The organism is Streptomyces sp. P13-3-3, from assembly GCF_050571355.1.
GTDB lineage: Bacteria > Actinomycetota > Actinomycetes > Streptomycetales > Streptomycetaceae > Streptomyces > Streptomyces althioticus.
Map to the genome: position 1 here is coordinate 4,966,908 of NZ_CP192228.1, position 14,964 is coordinate 4,981,871.

A 14,964-nucleotide genomic window follows, 5' to 3' on the forward strand; every position below is an offset into this window, starting at 1 on the left:
GCGATCCGGCCGGTGAAGGGAGTGTTTATCGTCAGGCAGACGACTATGATCGCCGCATGTCCTACGACCCGTCAGCCTTTCCGCCTTTCGCCGTCACCGTGGACCTGGTCGTGCTCACCGTGCGACGTCACGTCCTGTGTGCACTGGCGGTGCGCAGGGGAGAGTCCCCGTTCCAGGGGCGTTGGGCACTCCCCGGCGGGTTCGTGCGGGCCGACGAGGATCTGGCGCAGGCGGCGGAGCGGGAGCTGGCCGAGGAGACGGGGCTGCGGGTTCATGATCCTGCCGGCCCCGCCCAGGACCACGGCGCCCATCTCGAGCAGCTGGCCACGTACGGGGATCCCAAGCGAGACCCGCGCATGCGGGTGGTCAGCGTCGCGCACCTCGCGCTCGCCCCGGATCTGCCGGCACCCCGGGCCGGCGGCGACGCCAGCAACGCGCGCTGGGCGCCGGTGGACGAGCTGCTCGAGCAGGGCGGTTACGGCAGGGACGGCGAGCCGGTGGCGCCGCTCGCCTTCGACCATGCGCAGATCCTCTGGGACGGGGTGGAGCGCGCCCGCTCGAAGATCGAGTACTCCTCGCTGGCGACGGCTTTCTGCCCACCGGAGTTCACCGTCGGTGAGCTGCGCCGGGTCTACGAGGCGGTCTGGGGCGTGGCGCTCGACCCGCGCAACTTCCACCGCAAGGTGACGGGCACGCCGGGCTTCCTGGTGCCCACCGGCGGTACCACCACCCGGCAGGGCGGCCGTCCCGCCCAGCTCTTCCGGGCCGGCGGCGCCACGCTGCTCAACCCGCCCATGCTGCGCCCCGAGGTCTGACACGGGCGACGGCCGGCTCCGGGACGCGTTCCCGGACCGTTCTCCCTCCGTGCAACGGGCCCTGTGGTGCCCGAAAAACCCGATATGGCGCGCTATCTTGCATCGGGTGATCCAGGCCATCGGACTGACCAGCATCGCCCGCAAAGAGCAGCCGCCCGCCGTCGACAACGTCTCCTTCGAGGCGCACGCGGGCCGCGTCACCGCGTTGCTCGGAGCACCGGGTGCAGGGAAGACGACGGCGTTGAGGCTGATGCTCGAGCTTCAACGTGGGCGTGGGATCACCTACTTCAGAGGCCGCCCCCTGCACCGTATCCCGCACCCCGCGCACGAGGTCGGTGTGCTGCTGGGCGACGTGCCGGGGCATCCTGCCCGCTCGGTCCGCGGACATCTCCGCATGCTGTGCGCGGCTTCCGGGGTCCCGGCCCGGCGCGCCGACGAAGTACTCGAAGCGGTGGGCCTGGTGAGCCTGCGCGACGAACGCCTCGGCACCCTGTCGCGCGGTATGGACCGCCGCCTGGGCCTGGCCTGCGCCCTCCTGCCGGACCCGCACACCCTCGTGCTCGACGACCCGGCGCGAGGGCTCGCGGTGGGCGAGAGGCGCTGGCTGTACGACATGCTGCGGGAACACGCGGCGCAGGGCGGGACGGTGCTGTGCAGCACGGCTGATCCCAAGGAGGCGACGCGGTTCGCCGACCACGTGGTCACGTTGGACGGCGGCCGGGTCGTCGCCGACCAGCGGGCCGCCGACTTCGCCCGCACGCGGCTGCGCCCACGCGTCGTCGTCCGCAGCCCGCACGCCGCTCGCCTCTCCGTGCTGCTCGCCCAGCGGGCCCGTTCGGCGCAGCGGTCCGTTGAGGTCGTACGGGAGGGCGGCAACCGCCTCTGCGTCTACGGCAGTACCTGCGCCGAGGTGGGGGAGACGGCCTTCCGGAACGGGATCGTCGTCCATCAACTGGCGGACGAGGTCGGAGACATGGGGCCGGGGGCCGGTACAGGAGCGGAAGCCTCGGCGGCGTCGGGGGCTCAGCTCCCGCCGGCTGCGATCGACGTACATTCCGGTCAGGACGCGGAGCCCGAAGTAGCCGCAGCGGAACCCGAGCCCGAAGTCGCGGCAACTGCCGACTCCGGCGCTGAGCCGGGATTCCCACCCTCCGCGCCCGAGGCCGGCGCCGAGGCGAGCCCTTCAACCTCCGCGCCCGAGGCCGGCGCCGAGCCGGAAGCCTCCGTTTCGGCGTCCGGCTCCGGTCCTGAGCGGGAACCCTCGACCCCAGCCCCCGCCCCCGAGTCCGCCCCCGCACCCGAGTCCGCCCCCGCCGCGTCGCCCCCGCCCGAGTCGCCCCAGGAGGCGTCCGGCGACGGCACCTTCCAGGCAGCGCCCCCGCATCGCCCCACCACCCCCCGCCCCACCACCGTCACCCTCCCGCCCCCCGTTCTCGTTCGTCCCGCGCCCACTCCTCTGCGGCCCGTCCGGTACGAGCTCCGGCGGGCCGCCGGGGTGGCGACGGGGTACATCGTCGGGGCCTGTGTCCTCGCCGTGTCCGCCCTCGCCGCCGTCGTGCTGGCCCGCATCGGCCACACCCCGCAACCGCGACTGCTGGCCGCCTGGCCCGTGGAGTTGCCGCTGCCGCCCGCCGCGCTCGGGGCGGGGCTGCTCGGCGCGCTGGCGTTCGGCGACGAGTTCCGCCACCCCGCGCTCGCGGTGGACCGGGGCACCGTCCCCCGAAGGCTCGGCCTGCTGACCGCGAAGCTCTTCGTCGCCTCGCTGACCGCCCTCGCCCTGGCCGTGCTGACGGTCGGCTGCACCGCGGAAGTGCTGTACCTCGTCTACGGAAGTGAGCTCGTCGCGCTCCCGGAGGACTGGCCCGCTCTCACCGCCGGGTGGCTCGCCCTCGTCACGGGCTGCGCGTGGGCGGGGGTGCTGGCGGCGGGCGTCTTCCGGTCCACCACCGCCGGTCTCGCCGCGGTCGTCGCCGTGCCGCTTCTCGTCGTACCCGCCGTGCACAAACTCTCGGAGGGGCCTTCGACGCGCGGTCCGGCGCCGTTCGCCGGGCGGTTGAGGGACGGACTGCCGCTGCGCTATCCCTTCGGGGGCGAGCAGCATCTGGAGGCGTTGCTGCGGCTGCTGGCCCAACCCGTGGGCGGTGCCATGGCGTTGTCGGTACTGGCGCTCCTGTGCGCGTACGCGTTCACAGGTCTGCGAAGCCGAGTCCGATGACGTCCGATGGCGACCGAAATTGCGTTTCTCAGGCTTTCTCTGATCGCAACTCCCCGAGAAAAGCTCGTTTCTTTCCGATAAGGCGTCAATTGAGGCGAGGTGAGCGATCACCCTTTCGTGTGCTTTTCACCAAAGACCTCAAGGGAGTTGGAACCGGCGCCGACAAAGGATGCGTGAGTACCCTTGCGCACACCATGATGACCGCCGCCCGCTCCGCCGACTCCGGCCTCGCGACCCCGGGCGAACTCGACCGCTACCCGTACGCGGAGGCGCCCGGCACCGACCGGGGCACCGGATGGGACACGGCGGAGCCGGATCTGGGCCGCGTGGGCCGGCGGACCGCGGGCAGCCGCGGACGCGGGCTGCACGGACAACTCGTCCAGCAGCTGGGACAGATGATCGTTTCCGGGGACCTGGGCGCCGACCGCCCGCTGGTGCCCGAGGAGATCGGCCAGCGTTTCGAGGTGTCCCGTACCGTCGTCCGCGAGTCGCTCCGCGTCCTGGAGGCCAAGGGCCTGGTCAGCGCCCGGCCGAACGTGGGCACGCGGGTGCGTCCGGTCAGCGACTGGAATCTTCTCGACCCGGACATCATCGAGTGGCGGGCGTACGGACCGCAGCGGGACGACCAGCGCCGGGAACTGAGCGAGCTGCGCTGGACGATCGAGCCGCTCGCCGCGCGCCTGGCCGCCGGGCACGGCCGGGAGGACGTCCAGCAGCGGCTGACCGACATGGTGGAGATCATGGGGCACGCCCTCGGGCAGGGCGACGCGCTGACCTTCGCCCGGGCCGACAACGAGTTCCACTCCCTGCTCATCCAGGTCGCCGGCAACCGGATGCTGGAGCACCTGTCCGGGATCGTGTCCGCCGCGCTCCACGTCTCGGGCGGCCCGGTCACCGGCTGTGAGCGGCCTAACGAGACCTCGCTGGCCCACCACGCCCGGATCGTGGACGCGCTCGCCGGCGGCGACGGCGCCGCGGCCGAGGCGGCCATGCGGCAACTTCTCACGGTCCACCCCGAGGTCGAGCGCGTGGTGCCCGCCCCGCGCGAGCACTGACCGCATTTCCCCGACGGCGCGGTCCGGCCTGCCACCCCCCTCCTGTGGCAGAGTCGCGTCCGTGGGCCGTCCCCCGTCGGACCCTGCGGAGCCGTCGACGGTTCCGCGGGGTCCGACGGTACGAAAGACCTACTCCGGCCCCGGGGCGGCGACCGCCTCACCCGTGGTGCACACTTCTGTCATCATCTGCCAGGTTTTGACTGGTTACGGGGTGTGACTCGGGCCACGCGGAATGGGCGTAACGCTCCTGGGAAGAACGCGATGACCTAAGAGGTGACAGCCGCGGAGGGAATACGGACGCCGTTCATGGCGCTGTGCATCTTCCCGGCCCCCGCCCGCGCCGTCGGCCCATCCCCAAGCCGGCGGTCGGCCCCTGTCCACTGTGGACGGGGCCGGAAGCCGTTTTCCAACGTTCCGAGAGGTTGTTCGTGTCGGCCAGCACATCCCGTACGCTCCCGCCGGAGATCGCCGAGTCCGTCTCTGTCATGGCGCTCATCGAGCGGGGAAAGGCTGAGGGGCAGATCGCCGGCGATGACGTGCGTCGGGCCTTCGAAGCTGACCAGATTCCGGCCACTCAGTGGAAGAACGTACTGCGCAGCCTCAACCAGATCCTCGAGGAAGAGGGTGTGACGCTGATGGTCAGTGCCGCAGAGCCCAAGCGCACCCGCAAGAGCGTCGCAGCGAAGAGTCCCGCCAAGCGCACCGCCACCAAGACCGTCGCGGCCAAGACGGCGACCCCCCGGAAGGCCACCGCCGCCGCGTCCGCGGCCCCGGCCGCCGACGCAGCCGCCGAGGAGGAGGCGGCGCCCGCGAAGAAGGCCGCCGCCAAGAAGACCACCGCCAAGAAGACGGCGGCGAAGAAGACCACGGCCAAGAAGACCGCCGCGAAGAAGACCACGGGCAAGAAGGACGACGCCGAGCTGGTCGACGAGGAGGTCCTCGAGGAGCCCAAGGCCGCGGACGAGCCCGAGGGCACCGAGAACGCTGGCTTCGTGCTGTCCGACGAGGACGAGGACGACGCTCCGGCCCAGCAGGTCGCCGCCGCGGGCGCCACCGCCGACCCGGTCAAGGACTACCTCAAGCAGATCGGCAAGGTCCCCCTGCTCAACGCCGAGCAGGAGGTCGAGCTCGCCAAGCGCATCGAGGCGGGCCTGTTCGCCGAGGACAAGCTGGCGAACGCCGACAAGCTGGCGCCGAAGCTGAAGCGCGAGCTGGAGATCATCGCGGAGGACGGCCGCCGGGCCAAGAACCACCTGCTGGAGGCCAACCTCCGTCTGGTGGTCTCCCTGGCCAAGCGCTACACCGGCCGCGGCATGCTGTTCCTGGACCTCATCCAGGAGGGCAACCTCGGTCTGATCCGTGCGGTCGAGAAGTTCGACTACACCAAGGGCTACAAGTTCTCCACGTACGCCACCTGGTGGATCCGTCAGGCGATCACCCGCGCCATGGCCGACCAGGCCCGCACCATCCGCATCCCGGTGCACATGGTCGAGGTCATCAACAAGCTCGCGCGCGTCCAGCGCCAGATGCTCCAGGACCTGGGCCGCGAGCCCACCCCGGAGGAGCTGGCCAAGGAGCTCGACATGACCCCGGAGAAGGTCATCGAGGTCCAGAAGTACGGCCGCGAGCCCATCTCCCTGCACACCCCGCTGGGCGAGGACGGCGACAGCGAGTTCGGTGACCTCATCGAGGACTCCGAGGCCGTCGTCCCGGCCGACGCCGTCAGCTTCACGCTGCTGCAGGAGCAGCTGCACTCCGTGCTCGACACCCTGTCGGAGCGCGAGGCGGGCGTCGTCTCCATGCGATTCGGTCTCACCGACGGTCAGCCGAAGACCCTCGACGAGATCGGCAAGGTCTACGGCGTCACGCGTGAGCGGATCCGTCAGATCGAGTCGAAGACCATGTCGAAGCTGCGTCACCCGTCGCGTTCGCAGGTGCTGCGCGACTACCTCGACTAGGACGTCGCCGCCGCGACGGCCCGTCGCGCGTCGCTGTCCGTGAAGGCCCGGCCCCCTCCGAGGGGCCGGGCCTTCAGGCTGTCGCGCGGGTGCGTACGGTGACCGTCTCCCTCACTGTGGGTGTCCAAGGTTCACTCCAGTGTGAGGAGCGTGCATGCGACGTCGACTTGCCAGGGCCCTGGCCCGGCCGCTGACCCTCGTGGCCGCGGGGACCGTCATACCACTGGCCTCGGCCGCTCCGGTGGCCGCCGACAGCATCGTCGTCGGCGGCTTCCCCGTCGATGTGTCACAGAGCCCGTACACCGTGGCGCTCTCCAGCCGTGACCGGTTCGGCGGTACGCGGGCGGGGCAGTTCTGCGGGGGTGTGGCGGTCGGACGGACCACGGTGCTCACCGCCGCCCACTGCATGGACCGGGAGGTGCTCGGCGCCTCCCCGGAGCGGGTGCGCGACCTGAAGGTCATAGCCGGGCGGACCGAGCTGCTCTCGGCAAGCGGCCAGGAGGTCGCCGTGCGCAAGGTCTGGGTGAACCCGGACTACGACGGTGAGACCAACTCGGGCGACTTCGCCGTGCTCAGCCTGGCCGAGCCGCTCCCGGCCGCCTCGGTCATAGGCATGGCCGGATCGGGCGACACGGCGTACCGCGCGGGCACGCCCGCCACGGTCTACGGCTGGGGGGACACCACCGGCTCCGGCAGCTACGCCGGCAGCCTGCACGGGTCGCGCGTACGGGTGCAGCCCGACGCCCTGTGCGAGAAGGCGTACTCCGGGGGCTCCAACGGCACCTACCGCGCCGAGACGATGCTGTGCGCGGGTGAGGTGGCCGGGGGCCGGGACGCCTGCCAGGGGGACAGCGGGGGGCCGCTGGTCGCCCAGGGGCGGCTCATAGGCCTGGTCTCCTGGGGAGCGGGCTGCGGCTGGGCGGGCAGCCCGGGGGTCTACACCCGCATCTCGGACGTCCTGGACACGCTGGGGTGGCCTGCGGCGGACCAGGGCTGAGAGGGGGTTCGGCAGCCGCTGTGGGGCTTACGGGTCTCGCCCCGCCGGAATCCCCCGGCGGGCGCGGCCCGGGACGTGTGAGCGGCATCTGCGGCACCCGGAGAGCCGTCCCCGCCGCCAGAGGGGCCTCGCCCGATGAGGCAGGGGCCCGCCCGATGACGTACGGCGAGCTCCCGGCGCCTGCCGCGGGGCGTGCAAAGGATCAGAGCGTCGCGGGGCAGCCGCGCCGGCGACCTCTCGGTCGGCACCGCAGTGGGCTCGGAGACGCACTGCCGGCACGGTCACGCCCGGCCGCCTTGCGCACCGGGCGCGCAGCGCCCTCACACTCTGTCTCAACGGCAGCGTGAACGCAGACGGGCGGCGTCCTCCGTGGGGGAGGACGCCGCCCGTTCGCCGGCCTGTGCCGGACTGGCTGCTCGTCGTCGGACGCGAAGTCTCAGCGCTCCTCGTCAGGAGTGGCCTTCGGAGCGGTCAGCCGCTCCGACTCGTCCTGTATCTCAGCGGCGATCTTCTTGAGTTCCGGCTCGAACTTGCGACCGTGGTGGGCGCAGAAGAGCAGTTCTCCACCGCTCAGCAGGACGACGCGCAGGTAAGCCTGGGCGCCGCAGCGGTCGCAGCGATCGGCGGCCGTCAGCGGGCTCGCGGGGGTCAGAACAGTAGTCACGTCGCCTCTTCTCTAGCTCGACGAGCTGTCGTACCAGGGTCAACATCCAACCAGCCCCAAAACGTTCCCGCTCGAGGCTTTTCCTCGAAAAAAATCTCCGAGGCGGCCGGCTGCTGCCGGTTGGCGGCGAATGTGCCGTAGTGCGTGTCTCTGTGTCGTACGGATTCGCGTTGTATCGGTGGTCGGCCCTCCCGGCTGGGTTGCCGGTTGTTCATGAGGACGTGCCCGGAGCCTAAATGGTTCATGCCTCGATGGGAACGTGATGTGTGCTTCACTCCATCGAGGGATCGAACACCCATGCGACTCTCGACTAGGGTGGGACCGAGACGAGGGTGGCGTTACAACGGCTCTACCAGGCCTCGGTACCCTCTCACCGGTGAACCAAGCCGCGCCCTTACCCACGAGGGCCCCATCTGAAATTCAGCGAGGAGCGAACCGCGTGACCGCCGAGACGTCCGTGCCGTCGTCCACAGCGCTGCTGGCAGGAGCAGACCGGGACGGTTCCAACTACACCGCGCGGCACCTGCTCGTCCTCGAGGGGCTCGAGGCCGTGCGCAAGCGCCCCGGTATGTACATCGGGTCCACGGACAGCCGTGGCCTGATGCACTGCCTCTGGGAGATCATCGACAACGCCGTGGACGAGGCCCTCGGCGGCTACTGCGACCGCATCGAGGTCGTCCTCCACGACGACGGCTCGGTGGAGGTCAAGGACAACGGCCGAGGCATCCCGGTCGACGTCGAGCCCAAGACCGGCCTCTCCGGGGTCGAGGTCGTCATGACCAAGCTGCACGCCGGCGGCAAGTTCGGCGGCGGCTCCTACGCCGCCTCCGGCGGTCTGCACGGCGTCGGCGCCTCCGTGGTGAACGCGCTCTCCGCGCGCCTCGACGTGGAGGTCGACCGCGGTGGCCACACCCACGCGATCAGCTTCCGCCGCGGCGTCCCCGGCGCCTTCTCCGCCCTCGGCCCGGACGCGAAGTTCGAGCCGAAGAGCGGCCTGCGCAAGGCCAAGAAGATCCCCAAGACCCGCAACGGCACCCGCGTGCGCTACTGGGCCGACCGGCAGATCTTCCTCAAGGACGCCAAGCTCAACCTGGACAACCTGCACGCGCGCGCCCGGCAGACCGCGTTCCTGGTACCCGGCCTGACCATCGTCGTCCGCGACGAGTACGGACTCGGCGACGGCGGCAGCAAGGGCGAGGAGTCCTTCCGCTTCGACGGCGGCATCTCCGAGTTCTGCGAGTTCCTCGCCTCCGACCGGCCCATCTGCGACACGCTCCGCTTCACCGGGCAGGGCTCCTTCAAGGAGACGGTCCCGGTCCTCGACGAGCACGGTCAGATGACGCCCACCGAGGTCACCCGTGAGCTCGGCGTCGACGTGGCGCTGCGCTGGGGCACCGGCTACGAGACGACGGTCAAGTCGTTCGTCAACATCATCGCCACCCCCAAGGGCGGCACCCACGTCGCGGGTTTCGAGCAGGCCGTCGCCAAGACGATGAACGAGGTCCTGCGCACCAAGAAGATGCTGCGCGTGGCCGAGGACGACGTCGTCAAGGATGACGCCCTCGAGGGTCTCACCGCGGTGGTCACGGTCCGCCTCGCCGAACCCCAGTTCGAAGGGCAGACCAAGGAGGTGCTCGGCACCTCCGCGGCCCGCCGCATCGTGAACAACGTGATCTCCAAGGAGCTCAAGGGGTTCCTGACCTCCACCAAGCGGGACGCCGCCCAGCAGGCCCGCGTCGTCATGGAGAAGGTCGTCGCCGCGGCCCGTACGCGCATCGCGGCCCGTCAGCACAAGGACGCGCAGCGCCGCAAGACGGCCCTGGAGTCCTCCTCGCTGCCCGCCAAGCTCGCCGACTGCCGCAGCGACGACGTCGACCGCAGCGAGCTGTTCATCGTCGAGGGCGACTCCGCGCTCGGCACGGCGAAGCTCGCCCGGAACTCCGAGTTCCAGGCGCTGCTGCCGATCCGCGGCAAGATCCTCAACGTGCAGAAGTCGTCCGTCACGGACATGCTCAAGAACGCCGAGTGCGGCGCCATCATCCAGGTCATAGGAGCCGGGTCCGGCCGGACCTTCGACATCGACGCGGCGCGCTACGGCAAGATCATCATGATGACCGACGCCGATGTGGACGGCTCCCACATCCGCACGCTGCTCCTGACCCTGTTCCACCGCTACATGCGGCCCATGGTCGAGGCCGGCCGGGTCTTCGCCGCCGTGCCCCCGCTGCACCGGATCGAGATCGTCCAGCCCAAGAAGGGCCAGGACAAGTACGTGTACACGTACTCGGACCGGGAGCTGCGGGACAAGCTCATGGAGCTGCAGAGCAAGGGCATCCGCTACAAGGACTCGATCCAGCGCTACAAGGGCCTCGGCGAGATGGACGCCGACCAGCTGGCCGAGACCACGATGGACCCGCGCCACCGCACCCTGCGCCGGATCAACCTCACCGACCTCGAGGCCGCCGAGCAGGTCTTCGACCTCCTCATGGGCAACGACGTCGCGCCGCGCAAGGAGTTCATCTCCAGCTCCGCGGCCACGCTGGACCGCTCCCGCATCGACGCCTAGGAGTGCACGAGCCCGAGGGGCGCCGTTCCGTACCGGGACGGCGCCCCTTAGCCGTCCTTCCGGGTACGTGCACGCCCCGGTCACCTGATGGGGTGAAGCAGTACGGGAAGAAGAGTCAGGGAACTTCCCGTTCTGTCCATCCTTGGGCATGCAGCGAAGCAATGCGGGGGACGTGAGCTACGACGATCCCTGGTACGACGCCCTGGCCTCGGGCTGGGGTGAATCGGCCGCGGCCGTGGCCCTGCCGCCGGCCCGGCCCGAACCGGAGGCCGCGCCCTCGGCGGCGGCCGACATTTACCTCGAGGTGCAGCGCAGCGCGGCCTTCCAGGAAGTACGCCGCCGCTACCGGCGGTTCGTGGTCCCGGGAGCCGTCGCCTTCCTCCTCTGGTACGTCGCGTACGTCGTCACCGCCACCACCGTCCCCGGACTGATGGCGCGCCCCGTCGCGGGCGCGGTGAACGTGGGGATGCTCGCAGGACTCGGCCAGTTCCTCACCACCTTCCTGCTCACCTGGGCCTACGTCCGCCACGCCCGGCTGCGGCGCGACCGCGCGGCGCTCGAACTGCGCTGGGACACCCAGGAGCTGACCCGAGGCAGAGGCGGCGCGGCATGACGACCGACCACCGCACCACCGCCCTGCTGCTGTTCAGCGCCTTCGTCGCCGTCACCCTGATCATCACCACCTGGGTGAGCCGCCACCGGCAGGGCTCCGCCGAGGAGTTCTACACGGGCAACCGTCTCTTCTCGCCGATGGAAAATGGTTTTGCCATCGCCGGCGACTACATGTCGGCCGCCTCCTTCCTCGGCATCTCCGGACTCATCGCCCTCGTCGGCTACGACGGCATGCTCTACTCGGTGGGCTTCCTCGTGGCCTGGTTGGTGGTGCTGTTCCTCGTCGCCGAACTGGTCCGCAACTGCGGCCGGTTCACGCTCGCCGACGTGGTCGCCGCACGGATGCGGGAGCGGCCGGTGCGCATCGCCGCCGGCACCTCCTCCGTCGCCGTGTCCGTGCTGTACCTGGTGGCGCAGATGGTCGGCGCGGGCAGCCTCGTCGCGCTGCTCCTCGGCGGCACCGGCGAGGCCGTGCAGGCCTGGACCGTGGTCGGCGTCGGCGCCCTCATGGTGATCTACGTGTCGCTCGGCGGCATGCGCGCCACCACCTGGATCCAGATCGTCAAGGCGGTCCTGCTGCTCGGCGGCACGATCACTCTGACCGTCCTCGTGCTGCTGCGCTTCCACGGGGACGTCAACCGCCTGCTGCACACCGCCGCCGAACGCAGCGGCCACGGCGACGCGTTCCTCGCCCCCGGCCTCGCCTACGGCGGCGACTGGACCGCCCGCTTCGACTTCATCAGCCTCGGACTCGCCCTGGTGCTCGGCACGGCGGGCCTGCCGCACATCCTGTCCCGCTTCTACACCGTCCCCACCGCGCGCGCCGCCCGGCGGTCCGTGGTCTGGGCGATCGGACTCATCGGCGGCTTCTACCTGATGACCATCGTGCTGGGCTTCGGCGCCGCCGCCCTCATCGGCCCGGACGCGGTGCGCGCCTCGCACGCGTCGGGCAACACCGCGGTGCCGCTGCTCGCGCTCGACCTGGGCGGCGGCGCCGGCACCACCGGCGGCACGGTCCTCTTCGCGGTCGTCGCCGCGGTCGCCTTCGCCACCATCCTCGCCGTGGTCGCCGGCATCACGCTCGCCTCCTCGGCGTCCGTCGCCCACGACCTGTACGCCTCCCTGCGCCGCCCCGGCGGCAAGCCCCGCAGCGAGGTCGCCGTCGCGCGCGTCGCCGCCGTCGGCATCGGAGTCGTCGCCATCGCCCTCGGCCTGCTGGCCCGCGACCTCAACGTCGCGTTCCTCGTCGGCCTGGCCTTCGCCGTCGCCGCCTCCGCGAACCTGCCCGTGCTGCTCTACTCGCTGTTCTGGCGCGGCTTCACCACCCGCGGCGCCGTGTGGTCCGTCTACGGCGGTCTGATCCCGGCGGTGGTGTTGGTGCTGCTGTCCCCGGTGGTGTCCGGCAGCCCCGACTCCCTGTTCCCCGGCGTCGACTTCCAGGTCTTCCCGCTGCAGAACCCGGGACTGGTCTCCATCCCGCTGGGCTTCCTCGCCGGCTGGCTCGGCACGGTCACCTCCACCGAGGTGCCCGACGAGGCCCGCCACGCCGAGACCGAGGTGCGCTCACTGACGGGCGCGGGCGCGGCCTGACGGACGGCGGGGCGAAGACGACGGCGGAGCGGAGACGTACGGCGCCGGCATCCGTATGGGAGGAGGGCACGGTTCCTTCCCCCGCCCCCTGGGCCGTGCCTCAGGCGCGGGTCGCCCACACGTAACGGTGCTCCGGGCGGCCCGCGTCCCCGTACCGCAGGGTCAGCGTGGCCCGTCCCGTGCGCTCCAGAAGCTTCAGATAGCGCTGGGCGGTCTGGCGGCTCACCCCGGTGCGTTCGGCGATCTCCTGGGCCGACAGCGGCCCTTCGGCGCCCGTCAGTGAGCGCCGTACGAGGTCCGCCGTGGTGGGGGAGTGCCCCTTGGGCAACTGCGGCTCGCTCGCCTCCGACAGCGCGCCGAAGATACGGTCCACCTCCGCCTGCTCCGCCTCGCCACCGCCGTCCAGCGTGCGGCGCAGCCGCGCGTACGCCTCCAGCTTGCCCCGCAGCCCGGCGAAGGCGAACGGCTTGACCAGGTACTGCAGCGCGCCGTGCCGCATCGCCGCCTGCACCGTCGACACGTCCCGGGCCGCCGTCACCATGATCACGTCGGCCAGATGGCCGCGCCGCCGCATCTCCCGGACGACGTCCAGACCCGTCTCGTCCGGCAGGTAGTGGTCCATGAGGACGAGATCCACCCGTTCCAGCGCCTCCACCCGCTCCAGCGCCTCGGCCGCGCTGTGCGCCGGGGAGACGGCGTGGAAGCCGGGCACCTTGTCGACGTAGGCCGCGTTGACCCGCGCCACCCGAACGTCGTCGTCCACGACCAGGACCTCGATCACCGTGTCTCCTCAGGTCCGGCGGACCGTGCCGCGGCTGTGGTGAGGGCCGCCGGCGGCTCCGGCTCGGTCAGCGCCTCCGGCAGGACGACCGTGAACTCGGCACCCCCGCCCGGCGCCTCGTCCACGCGCGCGTCGCCGCCGTGCCGGTGCGCGAGCCGGCGCACCAGCGGCAGCCCGATGCCCCGCTCACGGTGGCCGGGCGGCTCCTTGGTGGACCAGCCCTCCGTGAAGATCAGCTCGCGCCGCTCGGGCGGCACGCCGGGCCCGGTGTCCCGCACCACGAGCACCGCCGTACGGCCCTCGGCGCGCAACTCGACCTCCACGCGCGCGTCGGGCGTACCGGCGACGGCGTCCAGCGCGTTGTCCACCAGGTTGCCCACGACCGTCACCAGCCCGCGCGGGTCGACCAGCCGGTCCGGCAGGCGGGACCGGTCCGACAGCCGCAGGGTCGCCCCGCGCTCGGCCGCCACCGTCGCCTTCCCCACCAGCAACGCCGCCAGCAGCGGGTCCCGGATCCGCTCCGTGACCTGTTCCGACGTGGCCCGGTGGTCGCCCACCACCTCGCCGACGAACTCCACCGCGTCCTCGTACATCTCCAGCTCCAGCAGCCCCAGCAAGGTGTGCATGCGGTTCGCGTGCTCGTGGTCCTGGGCGCGCAGCGCGTCGATCAGCCCGCGCGTGGAGTCGAGCTCCCGGCCCAGCTGGTCCAGCTCGGTCCGGTCGCGCAGGGTGGCCACGGCGCCGCCGTCGTCGGTCGGCATACGGTTCGCGACCAGCACCCGCTGTCCGCGGACCGTGAGGAGGTCGGTGCCGGTCACCCGTCCAGCGAGCACGTCGGCCGTGCGGCCCGTGCCCAGCGCCTCGTCCGGCGAGCTGCCGACGGCCTCCTCGCCGATGCCCAGCAGCCTCTGCGCCTCGTCGTTCAGCAGACGGACACGCCCGTCGCGGTCCAGGGCCACGACACCCTCCCGGATGCCGTGCAGCATCGCCTCACGCTCCGCGAGCAGCGCCGCGATGTCGGAGAAGGCCAGGTCACGGGTCTGCCGCTGGACCCTCCGGGAGATCAGCCAGGCGGCGAGCGCACCCACCGCCAGGGCGCCGCCCGCGTAGGCGAGGAGCCCCGGGATGGCGTGGACCAGCCGCGCGCGGACGCTGTCGTACGCGATGCCGACGGAGACCGCGCCGATCACCTCGCCGTCGGCGTCCCGCAGCGGGACCTTGCCGCGCGCGGAACGGCCCAGGGTGCCCTCGTCGATCTCCATGACCTCGCGGCCGGCCAGCGCCTCACCGGGGTCGGTGGACACCAGGCCGCCGACCCGCTCCGGGTCGGTGTGCGACCAGCGCACGCCCCTGTGGTCCAGCACCACCACGTACTCCGCGCCCGTGGCCCGCCGGATGCGCTCCGCCTCCCGCTGCACCGGCCCGTCGGGCGTGGGCTCCGTGGCGCGCAGGTCCTCGGCGATCTGCGGCTGCTGTGCGGTGGTCTGCGCGATCGCGAGGGCGCGGCGCATCGCCTGGTCGTCGAGCTGCTCGCCCAGCGGCGCGAGGAACAGTCCGGTCGCCAGGACGGCGACGCCCGCCGCGATCGCCACCTGCATCAGCAGGACCTGGGAGAACACCCGCCGCGGCAGGCCGAGGCGCAGACGGCGAGCGGGGGTCGTGGGGGTCATGCCCCGACGGTACGTGGGGGAGGCGCGGGCGCCGTAGTGGG

At 71.6% G+C, this 14,964-nt stretch carries 11 protein-coding genes; 8 read left to right on the forward strand and 3 right to left on the reverse strand.

Annotation, left to right across the window (positions count from 1 at the left end):
- The first annotated feature begins 56 nt into the window (after nt 1–56).
- From ACQZOG_RS22695 to ACQZOG_RS22715, 5 genes are all read left to right on the forward strand, one after another.
- On the forward strand, nt 57–815 hold the full coding sequence (locus ACQZOG_RS22695; RefSeq protein WP_037642020.1) for an NUDIX hydrolase: 759 nt from the start codon (nt 57–59) through the stop codon (nt 813–815).
- 106 nt (nt 816–921) lie between these two features.
- Nucleotides 922–3,030, forward strand: coding sequence for an ATP-binding cassette domain-containing protein (locus ACQZOG_RS22700; RefSeq protein WP_430741753.1), 2,109 nt, complete (start codon nt 922–924; stop codon nt 3,028–3,030).
- A 173-nt stretch (nt 3,031–3,203) separates the two neighbouring features.
- Nucleotides 3,204–4,085 carry a FadR/GntR family transcriptional regulator gene (locus tag ACQZOG_RS22705; protein ID WP_063833290.1) on the forward strand — a complete coding sequence of 294 codons (882 nt, stop codon included), beginning with the start codon at nt 3,204–3,206 and terminating at the stop codon, nt 4,083–4,085.
- A gap of 428 nt (nt 4,086–4,513) precedes the next feature.
- The gene (locus tag ACQZOG_RS22710; protein WP_037644166.1) at nt 4,514–6,043 is read left to right on the forward strand and encodes an RNA polymerase sigma factor; all 1,530 of its coding nucleotides are present in this window, start codon (nt 4,514–4,516) and stop codon (nt 6,041–6,043) included.
- A gap of 154 nt (nt 6,044–6,197) precedes the next feature.
- Nucleotides 6,198–7,040 (forward strand): S1 family peptidase, encoded by an 843-nt coding sequence (locus tag ACQZOG_RS22715; RefSeq protein WP_033277879.1) that lies wholly within the window; start codon nt 6,198–6,200, stop codon nt 7,038–7,040.
- 436 nt (nt 7,041–7,476) lie between these two features.
- Here the strand turns inward: ACQZOG_RS22715 and ACQZOG_RS22720 are convergent, their stop codons facing one another.
- Nucleotides 7,477–7,704 carry a DUF7455 domain-containing protein gene (locus ACQZOG_RS22720; protein WP_033277878.1) on the reverse strand — a complete coding sequence of 76 codons (228 nt, stop codon included), beginning with the start codon at nt 7,702–7,704 and terminating at the stop codon, nt 7,477–7,479.
- Nucleotides 7,705–8,143: 439 nt separating this feature from the next.
- Here ACQZOG_RS22720 and ACQZOG_RS22725 point away from each other — a divergent pair, with 439 nt between their 5' ends.
- The 3 genes from ACQZOG_RS22725 to ACQZOG_RS22735 all read left to right on the forward strand — a co-directional run bounded on the left by ACQZOG_RS22725 (nt 8,144) and on the right by ACQZOG_RS22735 (nt 12,472).
- Complete coding sequence (locus ACQZOG_RS22725; protein WP_033277877.1) at nt 8,144–10,270, forward strand: DNA gyrase/topoisomerase IV subunit B; 2,127 nt, start codon at nt 8,144–8,146, stop codon at nt 10,268–10,270.
- Nucleotides 10,271–10,418: 148 nt separating this feature from the next.
- The gene (locus ACQZOG_RS22730) at nt 10,419–10,883 is read left to right on the forward strand and encodes a DUF485 domain-containing protein (protein WP_033277876.1); all 465 of its coding nucleotides are present in this window, start codon (nt 10,419–10,421) and stop codon (nt 10,881–10,883) included.
- Entirely contained in the window at nt 10,880–12,472 is a 1,593-nt protein-coding gene (locus ACQZOG_RS22735; RefSeq protein ID WP_033277875.1) for a solute symporter family protein, read from the forward strand. Before ACQZOG_RS22730 ends, ACQZOG_RS22735 begins: the two co-directional genes overlap by 4 nt.
- A 100-nt stretch (nt 12,473–12,572) precedes the next feature.
- Here the strand turns inward: ACQZOG_RS22735 and ACQZOG_RS22740 are convergent, their stop codons facing one another.
- Nucleotides 12,573–13,253, reverse strand: coding sequence for a response regulator (locus ACQZOG_RS22740; RefSeq protein ID WP_430741754.1), 681 nt, complete (start codon nt 13,251–13,253; stop codon nt 12,573–12,575).
- Nucleotides 13,250–14,923, reverse strand: a complete 1,674-nt coding sequence (locus tag ACQZOG_RS22745) for an ATP-binding protein (protein WP_037642030.1) — start codon at nt 14,921–14,923, stop codon at nt 13,250–13,252. The genes ACQZOG_RS22740 and ACQZOG_RS22745 overlap by 4 nt, the downstream gene beginning before the upstream one ends.
- Nucleotides 14,924–14,964 lie beyond the last annotated feature (41 nt).

What these genes read in the sequence shown, in the direction of transcription:
- ACQZOG_RS22695 (WP_037642020.1), top strand. Translation starts at nt 57, where the DNA reads ATGTCCTACGACCCGTCAGCCTTTCCGCCTTTCGCCGTCACCGTGGAC.
- ACQZOG_RS22715 (WP_033277879.1), top strand. Translation starts at nt 6,198, where the DNA reads ATGCGACGTCGACTTGCCAGGGCCCTGGCCCGGCCGCTGACCCTCGTG.
- ACQZOG_RS22730 (WP_033277876.1), top strand. Translation starts at nt 10,419, where the DNA reads ATGCAGCGAAGCAATGCGGGGGACGTGAGCTACGACGATCCCTGGTAC.
- ACQZOG_RS22735 (WP_033277875.1), top strand. Translation starts at nt 10,880, where the DNA reads ATGACGACCGACCACCGCACCACCGCCCTGCTGCTGTTCAGCGCCTTC.
- ACQZOG_RS22745 (WP_037642030.1), bottom strand. Translation starts at nt 14,923, where the DNA reads ATGACCCCCACGACCCCCGCTCGCCGTCTGCGCCTCGGCCTGCCGCGG.